At 49.3% G+C, this 21,433-nt stretch carries 13 protein-coding genes; 5 read left to right on the top strand and 8 right to left on the bottom strand.

Annotated features, from left to right (window positions below; genetic code table 11):
• Nucleotides 1-14 precede the first annotated feature (14 nt).
• The 8 genes from DXD65_RS14225 to galA all read right to left on the bottom strand — a co-directional run bounded on the left by DXD65_RS14225 (nucleotide 15) and on the right by galA (nucleotide 14,032).
• On the bottom strand, nucleotides 15-1,316 hold the full coding sequence (locus DXD65_RS14225) for a glycan-binding surface protein (RefSeq protein ID WP_005834814.1): 1,302 nt from the start codon (nucleotides 1,314-1,316) through the stop codon (nucleotides 15-17).
• 16 nt (nucleotides 1,317-1,332) lie between these two features.
• Nucleotides 1,333-3,054, bottom strand: a complete 1,722-nt coding sequence (locus DXD65_RS14220; protein WP_005825019.1) for a RagB/SusD family nutrient uptake outer membrane protein — start codon at nucleotides 3,052-3,054, stop codon at nucleotides 1,333-1,335.
• 20 nt (nucleotides 3,055-3,074) lie between these two features.
• A complete protein-coding gene (locus tag DXD65_RS14215) occupies nucleotides 3,075-6,341 on the bottom strand; it encodes a SusC/RagA family TonB-linked outer membrane protein (protein WP_117887748.1) in 3,267 nt (1,088 codons plus the stop codon).
• Between the two features lie 234 nt (nucleotides 6,342-6,575).
• Complete coding sequence (locus DXD65_RS14210) at nucleotides 6,576-7,547, bottom strand: glycoside hydrolase family 5 protein (RefSeq protein WP_117887747.1); 972 nt, start codon at nucleotides 7,545-7,547, stop codon at nucleotides 6,576-6,578.
• A gap of 108 nt (nucleotides 7,548-7,655) precedes the next feature.
• Nucleotides 7,656-8,948: a glycoside hydrolase 5 family protein gene (locus tag DXD65_RS14205; protein WP_117887746.1), complete on the bottom strand. Its 1,293-nt coding sequence runs from the start codon at nucleotides 8,946-8,948 to the stop codon at nucleotides 7,656-7,658.
• Between the two features lie 91 nt (nucleotides 8,949-9,039).
• Complete coding sequence (locus DXD65_RS14200) at nucleotides 9,040-10,323, bottom strand: acetylxylan esterase (protein ID WP_117887745.1); 1,284 nt, start codon at nucleotides 10,321-10,323, stop codon at nucleotides 9,040-9,042.
• Nucleotides 10,324-10,395: 72 nt separating this feature from the next.
• On the bottom strand, nucleotides 10,396-11,283 hold the full coding sequence (locus DXD65_RS14195; RefSeq protein WP_009037794.1) for a helix-turn-helix domain-containing protein: 888 nt from the start codon (nucleotides 11,281-11,283) through the stop codon (nucleotides 10,396-10,398).
• 304 nt (nucleotides 11,284-11,587) lie between these two features.
• Entirely contained in the window at nucleotides 11,588-14,032 is a 2,445-nt protein-coding gene (gene galA / locus DXD65_RS14190) for a beta-galactosidase GalA (protein WP_117688971.1), read from the bottom strand.
• Between the two features lie 222 nt (nucleotides 14,033-14,254).
• Here galA and DXD65_RS14185 point away from each other — a divergent pair, with 222 nt between their 5' ends.
• The 5 genes from DXD65_RS14185 (at nucleotide 14,255) to DXD65_RS14165 (ending at nucleotide 21,369) form a co-directional block, all read left to right on the top strand.
• On the top strand, nucleotides 14,255-16,741 hold the full coding sequence (locus DXD65_RS14185; protein WP_057253991.1) for a GH36-type glycosyl hydrolase domain-containing protein: 2,487 nt from the start codon (nucleotides 14,255-14,257) through the stop codon (nucleotides 16,739-16,741).
• An 18-nt stretch (nucleotides 16,742-16,759) separates the two neighbouring features.
• Complete coding sequence (locus tag DXD65_RS14180) at nucleotides 16,760-17,764, top strand: aldo/keto reductase (RefSeq protein WP_057256137.1); 1,005 nt, start codon at nucleotides 16,760-16,762, stop codon at nucleotides 17,762-17,764.
• 6 nt (nucleotides 17,765-17,770) lie between these two features.
• Complete coding sequence (locus DXD65_RS14175; protein WP_117713820.1) at nucleotides 17,771-19,786, top strand: glycoside hydrolase family 97 protein; 2,016 nt, start codon at nucleotides 17,771-17,773, stop codon at nucleotides 19,784-19,786.
• A gap of 191 nt (nucleotides 19,787-19,977) precedes the next feature.
• Entirely contained in the window at nucleotides 19,978-20,616 is a 639-nt protein-coding gene (locus DXD65_RS14170; protein ID WP_005834796.1) for a DUF4136 domain-containing protein, read from the top strand.
• Between the two features lie 123 nt (nucleotides 20,617-20,739).
• On the top strand, nucleotides 20,740-21,369 hold the full coding sequence (locus DXD65_RS14165; protein WP_005834794.1) for an outer membrane beta-barrel protein: 630 nt from the start codon (nucleotides 20,740-20,742) through the stop codon (nucleotides 21,367-21,369).
• The last annotated feature ends 64 nt before the right edge of the window (nucleotides 21,370-21,433 follow it).

Here is a 21,433-nt window from a genome sequence, read left to right as displayed (position 1 = left end):
TTCTATTTAAAAGGTTATTCAATAGGTACCACACGGATGTTGTCAATCATAATCACCGGATTGCAATCCTTACCTTCCACACCACCTGCCCAGACAAAGAATGTCAATCCGGTCAGCATAGTCTTGTCAAAAGTTCTATCACACTTATTACCTTCATGCGTCTTGTTGAACTCGGACAGATTCATGGAAACGGTTGTCCATTTACCACCCGTATCATACGAACCCGTATTCTTCCAAGGCAACCACAAACCGCGCGGCACATTCGTATCACTAAAATAAGCATTAGTTCCCGTCGCATAAGTCACCACATCATTACCCGTAAACATCACTTGTAGAGCGCAAGACTGCCACGGATTGGAAGAAGGAATATTCACCTCGAATTTCAGTTGCAAGCCATTGACGCCATACTCCTCGAGCAGTTCTGCAAACTCAGGACGTGCAGAAAGTTCGGGATAACCGGCAGACGGTTCCGGCCAATAGTTGAACGAGAACTCATCTTCTGCCCAAGTAGCTCCGATAGCACCGTCAAGTGCTCCGGTGAGACAGATATAAGCACCGTCAATACTGTTTTCATCGGCTTCTCTCAACACCTTGCTACCATCACGCCAACCGTGGGCAATAGCCATACCGCCATGAGAACCGTCCCAGTCAAAGAGAATGTTACGTGTATCATAATAGCGGAACTTGGAACGTCCGGTACCATAAATGGACTTCACGTTGATATAGCCTGCAGGAGCATTGTCCGGAAGAATAAAGCTGACCGCAGTCTTGGTTATGTTCGTAATATTAGTCACTTCCACATTACCGGCCATCGTAATGGTCAGCGGCACATTCGGGTCATCAATGAAATAGTCACCAATCAGTGTCACCTCACTACCCGGCTTTGCAAACTCACAAGAAATGGAGTTCACGGTAGGAGCCGGAACCAACACCTTGAAATCATAATCTATGGTATCCTTTGCTTTGGTCACCATATAAATCTTATCAGTCACTACCGAAGGAATCTCTTTCGGAACATCTACCATAAGTGTATGGTCAGTGATGTAACTGGTATTAAGTATCGCCTTCTGGTCATTGAAATAGAGCTCGTAAACACTCCGCAGATTCTCACCGACCAGACAAATCGTATTCGCCATATAAGCCCCCGTCAGCAAAGAGTCTGCCGCTGCCGGATCAGGGACACGAACATATTTCAAGGTAGGCTTTCCCCCTGCCACTTCATATTTATCCGGTTCATCCTCACAAGCCGCCATGGAAAAGCCTGCTACAACAACAGCTGCCGCGAAGAACCAATTCGTATATCTATTATTTTTCATCTTTTCAAGCATTAAATTAATAACTGAATTCAGAACGTACATCTACGTGTACCGGGTCTTTCATCAAATTAGGATTGAACACCACGTCTTCTGTCGGGAACGGCAATGTAAAGCTGGAGACTGTCACATTCGGCGCCTTTGCATCCGGATTGTAACGGGTCTCGTCCGGATTCACCGTCCAACTGCCGTTTTCATAATAAGCCTTATAAGTAGTACCCAGACTATAATAAACATCACGGCGCTGTGCCTTCAACTCATTGATAGCACGCTGGGAATCATAATATGCCAAACGTACATAATCATACCAACGGTCGCCTTCGCAAGCCAGTTCCAGCCGGCGTTCCTTCCAGACGTCCTCCCAAGTAATGGAGGTTTTCGGAGTAACTCCCGGAATGGCACGGCCACGTACTGCATTGAAAGCATCCAGTGCACTCTGGTCTGTAGTAGAGGTAGCCAGTCCCATTTTCGCCTCGGCATATACCAGATAGATATCGGACAGGCGCAGGATATGGGTTGCCAGGCCGCTGTACATATTACCAGCCGATACGCCCAAGCCCAATACATGGTCATTATTGTTACCATAGAGATGCTTCACGTGATTGGCACCGGTAGGAGACTGGTAATCGCCATTAGGTCCTCCCTTACCATATTCGGCATCATAAATAAACCGCAGATAATCAAATCCGCCCTTGTCCTGCCAGAAATAATCGTATACATCACCTGCCATCATCATAGTAGCCTTACGACGGGTATCCGTATCCGAACGCGTCTCAGGACTTTCCAAAGCGGAAATTCCAAATGCATCCTGCAAATCAACCGACGGACCTGCATAGCCACCCCAGCAATCACCAAATTCATCGAATCCCACCATTGCCAAGTCCGACTGCAACGTATTCTGCTGTGTCCAGGGGTCACGTCCTGCCGACCAGTGCCAGGAGAAGAGACACTCTTCATTCTTGTTGTTTGCCAAACGGAAAACATCGGAATAGTTAGCCAGCAAGTTACGGCCGGAATTATTAATTACATCCTTGGAATATTCTGCCGCTTTCGCCAAATCATCCGCATTGCGGGTACCGGAAAGGCCACTCTTAGTCAGATACACCTTAGCCAAAAGACCTTCGGCACAATAGCGGTCAATACGTCCCGTTTCACCTCTGGCCGGAAGCAACTCCATAGCTTTCTCCAGAGTCATAATGATATATTCGTACACATCTGCTGCCTCCACTTTGAATTTGGAGTTATAATTACCGGAATTCAATTCGTCCGTATTATCATGGATAATGGGTACTGCGCCAAAACTACGTACCAAATAGAAGTAAGCCATGGCTTTCCATGCCAGACACTCGCCCATACACTGATTTTTCACTGCTTCTGACGCATTTGCCGTCTTCAAACGAGTATATACAGTATTGGCATGGCCAATCACTGCCCATAGAGAATAGGACATGTTCACAAGGTTTTCATCCGTACCATTCACCGTAAAATTCAAGTAAGGGCTGTTTCCCTCGTATACGTTTCCAGACAAGATTTCACCGACTTTAATAAAACCGCGCTGAAAGTCATACCAAGGTGAGTTATAAAGATAATTAACCCCCTGCACACATTGTTCGTCATTCTGATAGAAGTTCGATTCGTTATAATTGTCTTCGGTAGGACGGTTCAGGAAATCCTCGCATGAAACTGTTCCCATACCGAGTACAGCTGCAAACGCCCAATATTTAATATATCTGATTTTCATGTTTTCTTCAATTTAAAGTGTTAGAATGAAACGTTCAAGCCGAATGAATAAACTGTAGGAGACGGATAACGTCCGTTGTCCAAACCATAGACATTGACGCTTGAAGTGCTGGCACCAATTTCAGGGTCATAGCCGTCATAACCGGTAATGGTCAGCAGGTTCTGGATATTGGCATAGATACGCAAGTTGCTCAGTCCCAGTTTATCAATCGTCTTTTTCGGGAAAGTATATCCCAAAGAGATGTTCTTCAGACGGATATAAGAACCATCTTCAATATAACGGTCACTGATACGGTCGTTGTCATTCGGGTCATTGATAGTGGCGCGTGGAATGGAAGCTCCCGGGTTTGCCACCATGACGTTAGACACATCATTATACCACATCGTTCCATCTTCGTAGACCTTGTTCGGATTGATAGGAACAAGCTGTGCACGTCCGTTTACAGCATTCAGCTGGTTAGTCCAGGGAGAGTTCATATGTGTCAGCTTCATGGAAAGGTAGTTGTACACCTTGTTGCCATAGGAACCGTTGATGAAAACGGACAAGTCGAAGTTCTTGTAACGGAAAGTATTGGTCCAGCCAAAAGTAAACTTAGGCATCGGAGAACCGATATTGGTCTTGTCATAGTCGTCAATAACGCCATCGGGCACACCGTCAGGACCACTGATATCCTTATATTTCACATCACCCACCCATACGGTATTGGTACGGTCGAATACACCGTTTGCCGGGTACTTGGCAGGTTTCGGAGAAGTCTGAAGGTCCTCCAGGTCCTTGTAAACACCATCACAAACAAATCCATAGAAGTTATAAAGTGATTCGCCTACACTGGATACACTGACTACATCGGTCCACTGTCCGTAACCCACAATCTGCGCATTGGCTGTACCAGCCAATCCTTTCAGTTTGTTCTTGTTGAAAGAAATCTGGAAGTCAGAATCCCATTCAAACTTACCCGTAATAGGATGTGTGTTCAGAGAGATTTCAAAACCGGTATTCTCTATGTCACCATAGTTACCTTTCGGAGCAGCCAATGCAGAAGAGGCATTACCGGAAGTACCCATATAAGAAGGCAACTGCAACGGCATCAACATATCACTGGAAGTTTTCTTGTACCACTCTACCGTCAGGTTGATACGGTCGTGCAGGAATCCCAAATCCACACCGACGTTCCATTGCTCCTGGGACTCCCATTTGATGGAAGTATTCGGTATATTGGAGGGGCGATACCCCATACCCAGACCGGAAGGCATACGACTCATGGATGTACCCCAAGCATAACCACCGATGTTGGCATTACCAGTTTGTCCCCATCCCAGACGCAACTTACCGTTACTGATGACCTTCTTCAACGGTTCAAAGAACGTTTCGTTGGAAAAGCGCCAGGAAGTAGCCAATGAATGGAAGCCTGCCCAACGGTTCTCGGGACCGAAGTTTGAAGAGCCGTCATAACGATAGGTATAAGTACCCAAATAACGGTCGGCATAGTTATAAGTCAGACGTGTAAAGAAAGATGCCATAGACGAGCTTCCAAAACCTGCATTGATAGTCGGGGTTCCCGTACCCAAGGCAGGATTGTGCACTTCATCCGAAGGCAGACCGCTATTGAACACACTCGTGAAGTCATAGCTGGACTCCCAGCACTCCTGGCCCACCATGGCTGTATAATGATGCTTGTCGCCTATGTTTCCGGAATAGGTCACATAGTTCTTCAATTGCCAGAATGTACTGCTGTTCTTCTGGATATTGCTTTCATTACTGGAACGTACCCATCCACCCAAATCAACCATCGGCTTGTAGCGCTCACCTTTGCTGGAACTGATGTCATAACCCAATTCGGCATGCCATACCAGATTTTTAATCGGAGTAACCTCAAAGAAAATATTACCCGTCAGTTTCTGACGGTCCAGCAGAATGTCATCCATCATGGCAAGGGCAATCGGGTTAGGATTCGTGTAGCCTTCGCGAACAACGGTGGCATAGCTGCCATCCAGATTATAGATAGGTATATCAGGAAGAGTGGTCAACGAGTAGTTAATCAAACCTTCATCACTGTCTGCCAGTTTCAGGTCATCACCCGTTGCTGTATAGGTGGCGGTCAAACCGAGTTTCAACCACTTCTTCAGTTGGGCATCCAAGTTGGCACGGAAGCTGTAACGGTTAAAGTTTGAACCGATGATGGTACCGTCCTGATCCATATAGGAAGCTGATACGTAGTATTGTATTTTCTCTGTACCACCTTGTGCCGAAATCTGGTGCTGATGCTGCAAAGCAGTCTGGAAGATGGCGTCCTGCCAGTTTGTACCTACTCCCAGCAGAGAAGGATCGGCATAATAATTACTAGGGTCCGAGATTTCACCCATGTTTGCCAAATCATTATAATAAGTGGCATACTCACGCAGATTCATCATATCCAGACGCTTTGTCTGGCGTTGAACGGCAAACATACCGTCATAAGTAAACTTAGCCTCACCCGCCTTACCACGTTTGGTCGTAATCAAAACCACACCATTGGAACCTTGCGCACCGTAAATGGCGGTTGCCGAAGCATCTTTCAGAATTTCCATACTGACGATATCAGCAGGGTTGATGGTGGAAAGCGGAGAAATGGTGGAAACCGAGCCATTACCCAGTGCATCGCCCAAACCATAAGATGAACCGCTTTGTCCCTGACTCTGTACAATCACACCGTCAATTACATACAACGGCTCGGCATTGGCATTGATAGTGGCCTGACCACGTACGCGGATAGAGGAGGAAGAACCCGGAGCACCGGAAGTGCTGACTGCCGTCACACCGGCAGCACGCCCTTGAAGGGACTGGTCGAGATTGGTGATAATAGAACCCTTAATCTTGTCTTCACTCATGGAAACGGAAGCACCGGAAAGGTCGCTTTTCTTCATCGTACCGTACCCCACAACCACCACTTCGTCCAACATCTCGGAGTCTTCCTTCAGCGTGATGTTCACTGTTGTCTGGTTCGTTATCTTTATTTCCTGGCTGACATAGCCTATAAAGGAGACTACAATGGTAGCTCCCGGTTTCACATTCAAGGTAAAGTTACCGTCAATGTCGGTAATTACACCATTCGTTGTACCTTTTTCCAATACATTGGCACCGATAATAGGGCCCATAGCATCACTGACGACACCCGTAATTTTCTTTGTTTGCTGCACTGCCTCAACGGTATCCGTCGATGATACTGCGAAAAGCTGAGGAGCATAACCCAGACTGAACACCGAGCATATCCCCGCAAGCAGCGCTGTCTTTCTAAAATTCAAATTCATACTGTATTTCTTAGATTTAAAACAAACACAAAACCTCCCAAAAGAAGATTTTTTTAGTTAACAAAAATGAGACTGAGTCAAAAAGCCCTGATATACTATCACAGCCTTGACATTTAGGTTTACTTCCAAACAGTCCATGTCTTCATAGTTCCGTTTTTCCTTTTTTCCCATAGGCACAATTCTTTTTTTCTTAAATTATTAATGGTTAAATCATATTGCTTTTTCCCGAAAGGGTCATTTCTTCAGTTCGTCCCGTACCATTCTTCCCCATTCCTTCATATCTGCATCTTTCCAGTTTCCCTCGGAAGAAGCCGACGGATAGAACATGGAGCAAGTCTCATCCTTGTCAGACAAAGACCAGGCCACCCAGCTGATGGAATGCCGCTGCATCCAGTCCAGCCAATTCCCCCACTCTTCTTTACTGATGGGGCCGTCCCCACTTGCCTCCATACCGGCGCATTCGGAAACGAAAATCGGCAAGCCCTTGCCCAGAGCATAGTCGGCGCGGTCGCGCAGCCACTGTCCGTGGGTGTTGGAATAAAAGTGGAGTGTATACATTATATTGCTATATCCGGTAATAGGATCGTCCGCTGCCAAATGGATGTCCTGGTCCCAATGCGGACAACCAACGAGGATAACGGCATCCGGTTCTATGGCACGAATCGTCTTGATAACCTCCACAGAGTATGACTTCACCTGCTCCCAACTGTCTTCCACCGGTTCGTTGAAAACCTCATAGATGACATTAGGAACCCCTTTGTAACGGGTAGCCATTTGGGTGAAGAACTCCTTTGCTTCTTCCTGCCTCAGATTGTGGCTATGCCAGTCGATGATGACGTAAACGCCGTTCTCGATAGCAGCATCCACCACCTTTGTAACACACTCAATACCGAACTCGGGCTTGTTCACATAGCAGGCACTATCCAAATCCACTCCCATAGAGGCCCGAAGCACCTGTGCGCCCCAGTCATTGACCAGATAAGCAACCGAAGAGGCATTGTAGAAACGGGGCCAGAACTGATGCCAGCCATAGCTGACACCGTGCAATACCACCGTGTCTCCTTCGGTATTCATCAACTGCGTACCATTGACTACCAATGCCGGTAGTGTTTCCTTTACATTTTCATTCTTCGACGGGTTTGTTCCACAACCAATGGTCATACCTAGGCAACAAACCGCCAACATAACTTTCCATATGCTTTTCATATCATACTTAGTATTTAGAGTAATACATCTTTCTTATATAACGGTACAAACGCTTTGTACACGCTTACATTCTAATTTTCAGACAGGGATTACACGGAAAGGATAGGTTTAATTTTGCAGCTTCCGGTTTTCCGCTTTAATTATTTCAATAGTGCTGTCTGTGGCAAAGACAGAGTTCAGTCCTTGTTGTTCTTGAGCCGGGTCACCGGTATAGTCATCCCCCTTTTCCCAGAATACATGGTCGGGATTTTGTCCGGCAAAACCGCCCCATGCCCAGAAGTTGCATCCGGCAAAGAGTCCGCCGCTCTCACGGTCCTGGCGGATAAGGTCGAATACATAACGGTAATATTCATCGCGGGCAGTGGTCGGTGCCTCTTTGGAGAAGCTGAAGCCGTCACGGGGAAAACCGAACTCCTCCAGAACAATCGGCTTGCTGTACTTCCGGGCAATGACCATGTGGTCATCTATATACTTCTTAGTATTTTCCTTGGCACGCGGAAGAAGTTCCGTCAAGCTGTCCGCTTTCACCCAACTCCAGTTGTAAGGCCAGATGTGGATATTCAGATAATTGATGTTGGGGTCGGCATGAATCTTCTCGAAAAGACTCATATCCATTTCGCATCCCCACGAGCCCTCACTGCCGGAAGACACCATGTGGTTCGGGTCGAGTGACTTGATTTGTGCAGCCACATCGGCCATCCAGCGGGCAAACGGTTCCTTGTTCTCGTCAGAGAAAGCGCGAGGCTCGTTACCAATCTGCCAGGACATAATAGTGGGGTCATCCACATATTTTATCTGATTATACCTATTGGTGCGTGAAACAATATAATTGACATGATTGGCAAACAAGGCCTTCGCGCTGTCCGATTGGGGGAACTGCTTGACATACTCCATATAGGCGGGCCATCCGTCTACTGCAGGTACCACGGCATCACCGTGTCCGGACCATTGCAGGTAAACGGAATAGCCACCGCTCCATTCCCAGGAATTGTTCAAATAGAGGACAGCTGTCATATCACGTTCACGCAGTTCATTCATAAAATAATCCAATCCGGCTAAAATAGTATCATTATAGACGCCCGGTGCCACTTGTAAAGAGGGCTCTACCCGCGTCTTTATGCCATTTTCACCGTCAGCACCCACCAATACGCGCAGGTTGTTGATGCCAATACTTTTCAGAAAGTCCAGCTCCTTATGCAACCGTTCACGATTGCCGCCTTCACCTTCGGAACCAAGAATGGCACCGTACCAGAAATTGGCACCTACAAAATAATAGGGTTTTCCGTCGCGAACGAACTGTCCATCGGCATTGACCTTAATAAACGAATGCTCCGCAGGCTTAGGGGCACATGCTCCCAAAAGGAATAAAAGTACTGTCAGTAAAAGGAATAGTTTCTTCATATTATCAGTTTTTAAGCGATACACAAAGATACGCGGATCATATCATAAAAAATGATACTATATTATCAGATTAATATGCCAATGTGATTAATCACATTGGCACATTAAGTTGTCTCCGTATCCAGTCCAGCCATTCATCCCACTGTTCCTGATACCAATAATGCCCGGTTTCCAGATAAGGATGCAATTCCTTCGGAGAAGCAATCACATTGTAGGCTGCATACATGGAAGTGGGAGGACAGACCTCATCGTTATACCCCCAACTGAACCAACCAGGCACATTCAGCAGGCGGGCAAAGTTTGCCGTATCATAATAGCGTACCGTTTCAAGCTGCTTTTCATCGGGAGCACCGTAATAATAGAAATAATGGGGCCAGCCGCAAGCACGCTTCTTGAAGAATGCTTCGTGGTCGCATAAGGCAGGATGAACAGCCGCCAGGAAAGTAACGCGCGAATCAAGAGCCGCCGTAATCACAGACAAGGCACCGCCCTGGCTGGAGCCCGTAACGCCCAGCGCCTTCCCGTTGTACTGCGGCAGCGAACAGATAAAATCCACAGCACGCAAAGCGCCTACCACCACACGGTTATAGTAAGAAGCATCCCGGCTGTCGCGGCCGAACGTCCAGTAATTGCTCAGCGCCCCACCTGCCAGCGCATCATATACAGACTGCTGCATCGTGACGGGAATGCCGTGGATACCCACCTCCAATGTAATCACCTTTCCAGGAGCCGTATACGTATCTCCCGCATAAGGGCGGACACCCGCACCGGGCACACGCAGCAAAGCCGGATACTTCCCTTCTTTCTTGGGAATACTGAGAATACCGTAAAAACGTCCTCCCCAGGCTTTTGTCTGGAAGCTGACCTGATATACATTATCCGTTTCCGTACAGCGTTCGGGAAGCAGCGTCATAAGGGGATTCAACGGAGTCTTGCGCGCCTCTTCCAAGGTCTTGGCCCAATAATCCTGAAAATCGGCAGGAAGTTTCGTCACGGGTTGCAGCTGCTCAGGAGCATAGGCCGATGTAGCCAGCCCTTCATAAGTCCGGCCGTCCACATGCGCCTTGACCTTGCAACGCAAGAAGCCTGCAGTCTTCATCGTGCCTTGCAACTTCAAGGTACCATCTTTCAGCACCATGTCTTTCTTTACTTCAGTAGGATACATTTCGGGGCCCAGTTCATAGTCAATCTTGACATCGGGCAAGAGGTTCTGTGCCTTCAGCACCCGGACGGTAAACGTACACTTCTCATTCAGACGATACACCCAATCGCTATGGTCGGGTGAAACGACTACACGGATTTCATTGCCACGTATCTGCGCCGTCACAGCACATACACACAGCAGACATAAAAATAAGGAAAAAACTCTTTTCATGATATCAGATATTAGTATTAATCATCGGTGCAAAAATAGGCACTTCCAATGAAGAATACCAATACTTTTTTATCATATCACCAGCTTCTTTTTCCGATAATTCTCACGGAATTCCTTCGGCGAGCATCCCTTCTTCCGCTTGAACATACGATTGAAATTGGACAGATTGTTGAAGCCGCAGTCATAGCACACCTCTGCAATAGTACGCGTGGAATCTACCAACATACGCGTGGCAAAGCCCAGACGGATATCAATAATGTAGTCGGAAAGCGTCTTGCCGGTGCGCAGGCGAAAGAAACGGCTGAAAGAGACCGGGGTCATGCCCACCATATCGGCCAATGAAGCCAACCGGATATCCTCCTGATAATGGGTGGAAATGTATTTCTGCACCTTCTGTACCCGGCGGCTGTCAGAGAAAGTCTCTATCTTGGCAAACGAAGAACTGGACAACACCCGAGCATTGTCATAGAGGGAAAGTTCGTAAAGGATACGGAGAAAGTTCATCACGGCATAAAAGCCCTGCTCCTCGGAAGCCAGCTTATCCAGCCAGTTGTACACCTTCATGATGGCCTGCATGGGGAAACTAAGTCCGCACTGTGCACGCTCCAGCATCCGGCGGATACTGTCGAACTGGTTCTTGTTGACAACGTTCCCGAAGAACAAGTCGGGAGAGAACTGGATGGTAATCTCCCGAATATCCCCGGAGGTACATTCATGTTGCTCCCATACATGCTCCAACTCCTTACCGGTTATCAGCACCAGGTCATAATCACCGATAATCTCGGCAGAATCTCCCACCACACGGCGTACGCCGGAAGCATGTTCCGTGAAGTTCAGTTCATACTCTGCGTGACAATGGATGGGGTAGGTAAATTCTGTTTTGCGACGATCGGCAATATAGAAACAGTCACGTTCCGACAGAGGGGTTATCTCCCTCATGATATAGTTCTGGTTTTCCATAGGCATTGGTTAAAAAAATATCATGCCACAAATATACTCATTCTTTTTAATCCCACAACAGTACCATTTGTTACATTTAGAGGTAATAATTGTTATATATGAGCAGATACCCGGGAAAGTCCCGCCCGGAAAAGCAAAACTTCCGTTCTTCTCCCCCTCAGGCTCTAATGTAAGGATGTATGAGATGCGCATCTCGTACACTTACACACTATAGTTTGAGGAAGAAAGAAGCGGAGATCCCTCTCTTGCCCCATAGACAAGAGAAAGGTCTCCGCTTCGCCGGATGATATAAATGATAAGCCGCTTACTTCTGCAACTTCAAGACACAGGAAGTTTCCGGCAGGTTTTCCGAAACGACCGTCAGTGTGGCTTCTCCCGCTTCGCCGGTACTTTGCAACAGCACCTGTGCAAGTCCGTTGAATGCCTTTACCTGATAGGTGCGGGCATCGGCGTCGGCCGGACGTTCCGTAGCCTGATAAGCGGGGTCTCCATTCCCCACCCCAAGGATGCGTACCGGACCGGAGACGGTTATCGTCAAGTCGTTGCAGGCAGTGGGGACAAAACGTTTCTTCTTGTCCTGCAACTCAATGTTACACACTGTCACATCCCGATTGTCTGCCTGAATGACGGGACGGTCTGCCGTCAGGGAGATACGGGCAGGAGCACCGGTAGTCTCCACAGTACGGGCCAATATTTTTTTGCCGTTCTTATAGCCTACAGCCTTCACTGCACCGGGCTGGAAAACGGCTTTCCAGGAAAGATGGCCGTTTCGGGGCATCGGTTTGCGATCCAGTTTCTTGCCGTTCACAGTCAATTCCACTTCATCGCAGTTGCTGTATACCCAAATATCGATGCTATCACCTTCGTGACCTTGCAGATTCCAGTGAGGAAGGATGTGCAGCACCGGCTCATCCGTCCACCAGGACTTCAGATACCAGGCTTCGTCCTTGGGGAAACCGCAGTAGTCCAGAATGCCGAATTGTGAACCCGTAGCCGGGAACTTCATGGGGTTGGGCTCGCCGCGGTAGTCGAAACCCGTCCAATAGAAAAGACCCGCCAAATAGGGACGTTCGTCATAGAATTTCCAGCCACGCTCGATGCAGTTCAGCAGGCTGTCAGGTCCGTTCGGCTTGCGGTTGTGCGCCACCATGTGGCCTTTGTCGTGGGCATCGAAGTAGATGCCGCGCGTACCACAGCCCGTAGTCTCTTCCGAACCGAGCGCACGGCGGCCGGGATAATCCTTGCGGTGCTGCTCTACTGGATTCTGAAGGATGTAGTTATAACCGGCCACGTCTGCGGGAATCAAGATGGCAGGGCCACTGCTCGAAGCAACGGTCATGAGGCGCGTAGGGTCGAAACGGTGGCAATATTCGCGCATCGTGGCAGCAATGCGTGTACCGCTTTCTTTCCACTCGATGCCCCACTCCTCGTTGCCTACACTCCAAAGGATAATGCACGGATGGTTGCGGTCGCGGTCTATCATGCGTTTCAGCAGGCGAGTATGTTCCTCGTTGACACCCGTCAGACGGTTTTCTTCTATCACAAGGATGCCGAGGCTGTCGCAGGCATCGAGCATTTCGGGAGTCATCGGGTTATGGGAAGAACGGTAGGCATTGCAGCCGAACTTCTTCAGTTCCTTCAGTCGGTACACTTGCAGGGCATCGGGAATGCCGGCACCTACTCCGGGGTGGTCTTGGTGCATGTTCACACCTTTCAGTTTCAGAGGCTGTCCGTTCAAGAGGAAGCCCTTGTCGGCATCGAAGCGGATGTCACGAATACCCGTAGTAGTGGTATAAGCATCCACCAGCTTGCCATGCTGATAGACTTCCGTAAGCAGTGTATATAGATAAGGTGTATCCACACTCCAAAGATGAGGTTTGTCCAGCGCTATTTCACCGACGGTGAGCTGGCGGTCTTTCGGCAGCACCGGCTTACCGGCCGTTTCGCAGCGTGCCACTTCCTTGCCGTCGGCATCCCGGAGGATATGGCAGAGGCGGTAATCCTCCGTTTGCAGACCGGAGTTTTCAACAGTGGTCTCTATCGTCAGCTTGGCCTTGTCAAAAGGTGCGGCCAGCGTGCTGTGCACAAAGGTTCCGAAAGGAGCTACATGTAACGGCGCCGTCTTGTTCAGCCATACATGGCGGTAGATGCCCGCACCCTCGTAAAACCAGCCCTCCTCGAGCGTGGCATCCGCACGGACGCAGATAAGATTCTCTTCTCCGTAATTCAAGTATTCCGTAATGTCATACACCTGCGTGGCATAGCCGCTCGGTTCGTGTCCCAGGTAGAAACCGTTTATCCAGATACGGGCATCACGGAAGATACCGTCGAACTGAAGATAAAGATGTTTGCCGAGGTCCTCTTGTGGCACGGTGATGGTCTTTCGGTACCATCCCACAGAGTTTTCGGGAAATTTATAGCCGACGGCTTTATAGCCATGACTGTGGCTCGCCTCTTTGGCATAAGGCAAATCAACCACCCAGTCATGCGGAAGATTGACCGTCTTCCAGTCCACACCCCACTTCTCCGGATTGAACTTGGGAGAGTAAGGGCCCTCATTATGGATAGAGGCTGCCTTGGTCAGATAATTGAAGTACTCCGTTCCGCAGCCGAAGTCTTTCTCCGGTGAGGAAGCATTGCCAAAAGCAAACTGCCAGCCATCATCCAGCAAAATACGTTCGCGGACAGATTGGGCGGAAAGAGAAAAGGTAATTCCAAGAAGGAACAGAAATGCGAATAAGTGTTTCATATCGGTTAATCATAAAATGTGTTTACAAAGATAGGGCGAAATAGACTCGTACAGTGATACTTTTGTATCTTTTTCCGGTACTTCATGTTTCCGAGGGGAAAAAACACGCTGGGCAAACAAGGGTGATAGGAGAAAAGTTTTTAAATTTGAAGCGTGCTTCCGGGAAAATGGCCGGATGCCACAACTAACGAAGAATGTATCAAACTAAATACAAGAAATAATATGCAAGACAAAAGATTCGGATATTTCGATGACGACAACCGCGAATACGTCATTACCGATCCCAAGACACCTTGGCCATGGATTAACTACCTGGGCAATGAAGATTTCTTCTCACTCATCTCCAATACCGCCGGAGGCTATTCCTTCTACAAGGACGCCAAGTTCCGCCGCATCACCCGCTACCGCTACAACAACGTGCCGATGGACAACGGGGGACGCTACTTCTACATCAATGAAGGCGGCAACGTATGGTCTCCCACCTGGAAGCCCTGCAAGACCGCACTCGACAGCTACGAATGTCGCCACGGCATGAGCTATACCCGCATCACCGGAGCCAAAGACGGCATCGAAGCCAGCCTGCTCTTCTTCGTCCCACTGAAGACCTGGGGAGAGGTGCAGAAGCTGACCTTGCGGAATACTTCTGCCAAAGTGAGAAAACTCAAACTATTCTCCTTTGCCGAATGGTGCTTGTGGAATGCCGCTACGGACATGGAGAACTTCCAGCGTAACTTCTCCACGGGAGAGGTGGAAGTGGACGGGTCTGTCATCTACCACAAGACGGAATACAAGGAACGCCGCAATCACTACGCCTTCTACAGTGTCAATACACCCGTAGACGGTTTCGATACCGACCGCGAAACATTCGTGGGACTCTACAACGAGTTTGCCGACCCGGAACGGGTAGTAGAAGGCAGACCGGGCAACAGCATTGCCCACGGTTGGAGTCCCATCGCCTCGCACTATCTGGAAGTAGAACTGCAACCCGGCGAAAGCCGCGACTTCATCTTCCTGCTGGGCTATGTGGAAAACAAGCAGGAGGCAAAGTTCGAGGAACGTGAAGAATCTCTGCATGAAGCGTTCAAGCAGAGTGTACCCTCTTCACCTATTATAAATAAGGTAAAGGCTAAGGCGATGATTTCGGCCTTCGACACTACCGCCAAAGTAGATGCCGCCTTTGCCGAGCTGAAAGCCTACTGGGACCGCCTGCTGGACATCTACGTCGTGAAGACCGACGAAGAAAAGTTGGACCGCATGGTGAACATCTGGAACCAGTATCAGTGTATGATTACCTTCAACATGTCTCGCTCCGCCTCTTTCTTCGAAAGCGGCATCGGTCGTGGAATGGGCTTCCGCGACTCCAACCAGGACCTCGTGGGCTTCGTGCATCAGATACCGGAACGAGCCCGCGAACGAATCATCGACATAGCTTCTACCCAATTCCCCGACGGAGGATGCTACCACCAATACCAACCGCTGACCAAACGCGGCAACAACGACATCGGCGGCGGCTTCAACGATGACCCCATGTGGCTTATCTTCGGTACGGTGGCATACATCAAGGAATCGGGAGACTTCAGTATCCTGGATGAGCCCGTCCCCTTCGACAACAAAGAAGGTTCGGAAGTGTCTCTGTTCGAGCACCTGCGCGTCTCCTTCAACCACGTCATCGAGAACCTCGGCCCCCACATGTTGCCCCTCATCGGCCGTGCCGACTGGAACGACTGCCTGAACCTGAACTGCTTCTCCTGGGATCCGAATGAATCCTTCCAGACCACGGAAAACCAGACGGAAGGCAGCCAGGCAGAATCGCTGATGATTGCCGGCTTGTTCGTGGTATGCGGACGCGACTACGTGGAGCTGTGCCGCCGCCTGGGTAAAGACGACGAAGCAAACAGAGCGCAAACCTACATAGACAATATGGTGGAAGCCGTAAAAAAACACGGCTGGGACGGAGACTGGTATCTGCGCGCCTACGATTACTTCGGCCACAAGGTAGGCTCCAAAGAGAACGAAGAAGGACAAATCTTCATCGAATCGCAAGGCTGGTGCACCATGGCAGGCATCGGACTGGAAGAAGGCATGGTAAAAAAAGCGCTGGACTCCGTAAAGGAACGCCTGGACTGCGAGCACGGTATTGTACTCAACAATCCACCCTTCACCCGCTATGTTGTGGAGTATGGAGAAATCTCCACCTATCCCGCCGGCTACAAGGAGAACGCAGGTATCTTCTGCCACAACAACCCGTGGGTCATCATCGGAGAAACCGTACTGGGACGGGGTGACCGTTCCTGGGAGTATTTCCGCAAGATATGCCCGTCGTACACCGAAGAGCACAGTGCCCTGCATAAAGTAGAACCTTACGTATGCTGCCAGATGGTGGCCGGCAAGGACGCCGCCCGCCCCGGTGAAGGCAAGAACAGCTGGCTGACTGGAACGGCTGCCTGGATGTGGTATGCCATCACGCAATTCATACTCGGCATCAAGCCTTCGTATGAAGGTCTGGAAATCAATCCTTGTATCCCGGCAGGCTGGAAAGGCTTCAACGTGAAGCGTAGGTTCCGCGGGGCAGAATATCATATTACCGTGAAGAATCCCGATGGTGTGTGCAAAGGCATCAAGTCCGTCACAGTAGACGGCCAGCCGATAGAAGGCAATGTGGTGAACCATCTGCCGGGCACGCATACAGTAGAAGTAATAATGGGATAACCCACAAAATACAATATCATGATAAACCCTATTTATTCTCCAGCGCCCGAACGCTATGACAACGGCATGAAATTCCGCCGTTGCGGGCAAAGCGGCATCCTGCTGCCGGAAATATCACTCGGATTGTGGCACAACTTCGGCGACATGAACACATTTGCCAATTCCCAGGCCATGGCGCACTATGCCTTCGACCGTGGAATCACGCATTTCGACCTCGCCAACAATTACGGTCCTTCCTACGGTTCCGCCGAAGAGACTTTCGGAATGATTATGAAGAAATCCTTCATGCCCTATCGGGACGAACTGTTCATCTCCACCAAGGCCGGACACGACATGTGGCCCGGCCCCTACGGGGAGTGGGGCTCACGCAAGTACCTGATGAGCAGCCTCAACCAAAGTCTGAAACGGATGAACCTGGAGTATGTGGACATCTTCTACTCCCACCGCTACGACCCGGATACTCCGCTTGAAGAGACCCTGCAAGCACTGGTTGATATCGTACGGCAAGGCAAAGCACTCTATGTAGGAATCTCCAAATATCCCAAAGAGGCGGCCGAGTTTGCCTACAAATACCTGGAAGAACGGGATGTACACTGCCTGCTCTATCAAGGCAGATACAATCTCTTCAACCGCGAACCGGAAGAAGAAGGTATCCTGCAGCAAGCCAAAGGGAACGGAACCGGCTTCATCGCCTTCTCCCCGCTGGCGCAGGGCCTGCTGACCAACCGCTACCTGAATGGTATTCCCGAAGATTCGCGCATGGCAAAGGGGGCTTTCCTGAAGAAAGAAGCACTGACCGACGAGACGCTGCAAAAAATCAAGGCACTCAACGAAGTTGCTGCCTCACGCGGGCAAACCCTTGCCGAGATGTCACTTGCCTGGCTGTTGAAGGACGACCTGGTGACAAGCGTCATCATCGGAGCGAGCTCCGTTGCCCAACTGGCAGATAACCTGAAAGCGACAGAAAATACAGACTTCTCTGCCGAGGAACTGGAGAAGATAAAGAAAATCATTCAAAAATAAATCAACATGAAAAGCCTCCTTATTCAAACCTTTTGTTTATTATTCCTTTGCTTGGGCACGGTCCGTGCACAGCAATACCAACTTGCATCACCCAACGGAAAACTATCCGTTACGGTAGATGCCGGAGAAGCCCTCACCTGGCAGATAGCACACGACGGAACCACGGTGCTGCAACCCTCTGCCATCGCCCTGCAAGGCAGAGATGAAAAATCAGCCAAGAAAGCAATAACTTTCGGTAAAAATGTAAAAGTAATCCGTGCAGAACGCAAGTCTGTGGAGTCCTCCTTCCCCACTCCCCTCTACAAAAAGGCAAGTGTGGAGGATGTCTACAACCAGTTGACACTGAAATGCCGCGGAGGCTACAGCGTACAGTTCCGCGCATACGATGACGGCGCTGCCTATCGCTTCATTTCCGAACAGAACAAGCCGTTTATCGTCCTCAACGAAACTGCGGACTTCAATTTCGACAAGGATTACCAGGCATTTGTACCTTACATAAACGACAACCGCAACGGTGAGCGCTATTGCTTCTCATTCGAGTCTTACTACGACGAAGCCCCGTTGTCCAAAATGCACACCGACTCACTCTCTATCACCCCACTGATGGTTTGCCTGGACGGAGGAAAGAAAGCCGTTATCATGGAAGCCGGATTGGAAAACTATCCCGGCATGTTCCTCACTGTAAATCCCCAGACACGTCAAGGAGTGCAGGCAGCATTTGCCCCCTATCCGCTGGAAGAAACAATCGGCGGACACAACCGGCTGAACCTGATACCGACAAAACGTGCAGACTACATCGCCCGTTGTGCCAAGCAGGAGCTCCCCTGGCGTGTGGTGCTCGTCACCGAAAAGGACACGCAGCTTGCCGACAATGACATGGCACAGCGTCTTGCCCCCGCCTGCCGCATCAAAGACATTTCCTGGATTAAACCCGGCAAAGTGGCTTGGGACTGGTGGAACACCTGCAACTTGACTGGCGTAGACTTCAAAGCCGGCATGAACACCCCGACTTATAAGGCATTCATCGACTTTGCCGCCGACAACAACCTGGAATATATCATCATCGATGACGGCTGGAGCGGAAACGAATCCTTATTGAAAGACCTGAATCCGGATATCGATTTAAAGGAACTGGTAGCCTACGGAAACCAGAAGGGCGTCGGCATCATTCTCTGGGCAAGCTGGCGAAATTCTGCCAAAGATACGGAAGCCACATTCAGCCACTATGCACAGATGGGTATCAAGGGCTTCAAGATAGACTTCTTCGACCGTGACGACCAGCCACTGGTACAGTCTGTAGAACGTATTGTAGCCTGCGCCGCCGAGCACCGCCTGGTATTGGACCTGCATGGCCTCAAGCCATACGGTATACAGCGCACCTATCCCAACGTCCTGAACTTTGAAGGTGTAAAGGGATTGGAGAACGCCAAATGGGAACCGATAGTGAACGGAGCCCCCCTCCACAACTTCCCACGCTATGACGTGACTGCTCCCTACCTGCGTATGCTTATAGGCCCGATGGACTACACACCGGGAGCCACAATGAACGCAACCCGCGAAACCTTCCGTGCCGTCAACGACCATCCGATGAGCCAGGGTACGCGCGTCCACCAGATGGCGATGTACACCCTCTTCGAAGCCCCGCTGCAAATGCTTGCCGACAGCCCCAGCAAATATATGAAGGAGCAGGAATGCACGGACTTCATTGCCAAAGTGCCTACCGTTTTCGACGAGACCGTGGCACTGGACGGTGAAGTAGGCGAATACCTTACACTGGCACGCCGCAAGGGAGACGTCTGGTACATCGCCTCCATGACCGACTGGACACCACGCGACTGTACCATCGACCTTTCCTTCCTCGGAGAAGGAAGTTACGAAGCCGAAATCTTTTCCGACGGCATCAATGCCGACCGGGAAGCAACCGACTACAAGAAAGAAGTACGCACCGTGACCTCGGGAGACAAGCTGAACATACACATGGCACCCGGAGGAGGATGGACAGCACGGATATGGAAAAGATGATAGGGTGATAAAGTAATGACATGATAAGTGCAATAGGGTGACAGTTACGTTAAAAGTGCTGTCACCCTATTCCTTTATCACTTTTAACATACCTCTACGTGAACCTTTTATATCCTATCTTGTTTTTTCTCACAAAAGCCTAAGGTACCATAGGGCAGGAATTTATATTAAACCTAAACAATTATAAAAGTATGAAGAAATTTATTCCCCTATTATTAGCGGTCTTTGCAGTGACGCTTGCATCTTGCGAAAAAGACCCTGACATGGATAAGCTGGACAATAATTATCTGGTTTATACCAACTATGACAAGAAGGCGGATTTCAAAACCTTCGAAACTTATTACTTGCCGGACAGCATTCTGGTCATCGGTGATAAGGAAAACGCCGAATACTGGAAAGATGAGAATGCCCAGGAAATTCTCAGCGCTTATGTTGCTAACATGAACAGCCGCGGCTACATCCGTGTGGATGACCGGGAAGAAGCCGACCTTGGCTTGCAGGTAAGCTATGTCAGAAGTACCTATTACTTCACCGACTACGGACGTCCCGAATGGTGGTGGAACTATCCAGGCTACTGGGATGCTCCTTACTGGGGCAACTGGGGCGGATGGTATTATCCCTATGCCGTGAACTATTCCTACAGTACCGGTTCCTTTATCAGCGAATTGTTGAATCTGGAGGCGCCGCAAGGCCAGAGCGAGAAACTTCCTGTTCTGTGGACCAGCTATATGAGCGGCTTGCTGAGTGGTTCTACTTCTGTCAATACCAAACTTGCCGTGCAAGGTGTGAACCAAGCTTTCACTCAATCAACTTACCTGACTAACAAGTAGTGACAAGCTACGAGCTATAAGTGACAAATGACGGGTTACCCAATATTAAGGTAACAAGAATAATACGGCAGCATCCTTTCCGGACTGGGAAGTTGCCATTGAACCAAAAAACAAGAACAAAGTATGAAAACAATAAAATATCTTTCCTTGAGAGTATTTGCGGTTGCCGCTCTTGCTCTCGTCTTCGCCCTACCGACGAAGGCACAGATGACCGATAACGGTTATGCCAATATCGACTGGCAATATAACTTTCCCCTCAGCAACAACTTCGCCGACAAATCAAGCGGCTGGGGTATGAATTTTGAAGGCGGTTACTTCCTGACAGACAATTTTGCATTGGGAGCTTTCTTGAACTACCATAGCAACCATGAGTATTTCGGTCGCCAGACACTTCCCGTAGGCGAAGGCGGCAGTCTGAATACCGACCAGCAGCACACTGCATTCCAGTTGCCTTTCGGTCTGGCCTCCCGCTATGTATGGAACCGTGGAGGTGCATTCCAGCCGTATGCCGGTGTAAAACTGGGTGCTGAATATGCACAGTTGAAGTCAACTTTCAACGTATTCGAAGCCAACAAAGATACATGGGGTTTCTATGTATCTCCTGAAATTGGTTTCAATGTGTATCCTTGGGCTTATGGACCGGGCTTGCATTTCGCAGCCTATTACAGCTACGGTACGAACAAAGGTGACCTCTTTACGTACAGCGTAGACGGTTTGAGCAATTTCGGTCTGCGCGTAGGTATTGCGTTCTGATAAGACACACACTTAAAGCTTAACAGATAGAATTTAATTGTTTCAAAATTGAAGAAGAAAAGAG

The sequence above is a fragment of the Bacteroides sp. 4_1_36 genome (genome assembly GCF_003466325.1).
In the GTDB taxonomy this organism is placed as follows: Bacteria; Bacteroidota; Bacteroidia; order Bacteroidales; family Bacteroidaceae; genus Bacteroides; species Bacteroides uniformis.
The sequence above is the reverse complement of the archived record's forward strand: the minus strand, read 5'-3'. Positions and strand labels throughout refer to the sequence as shown.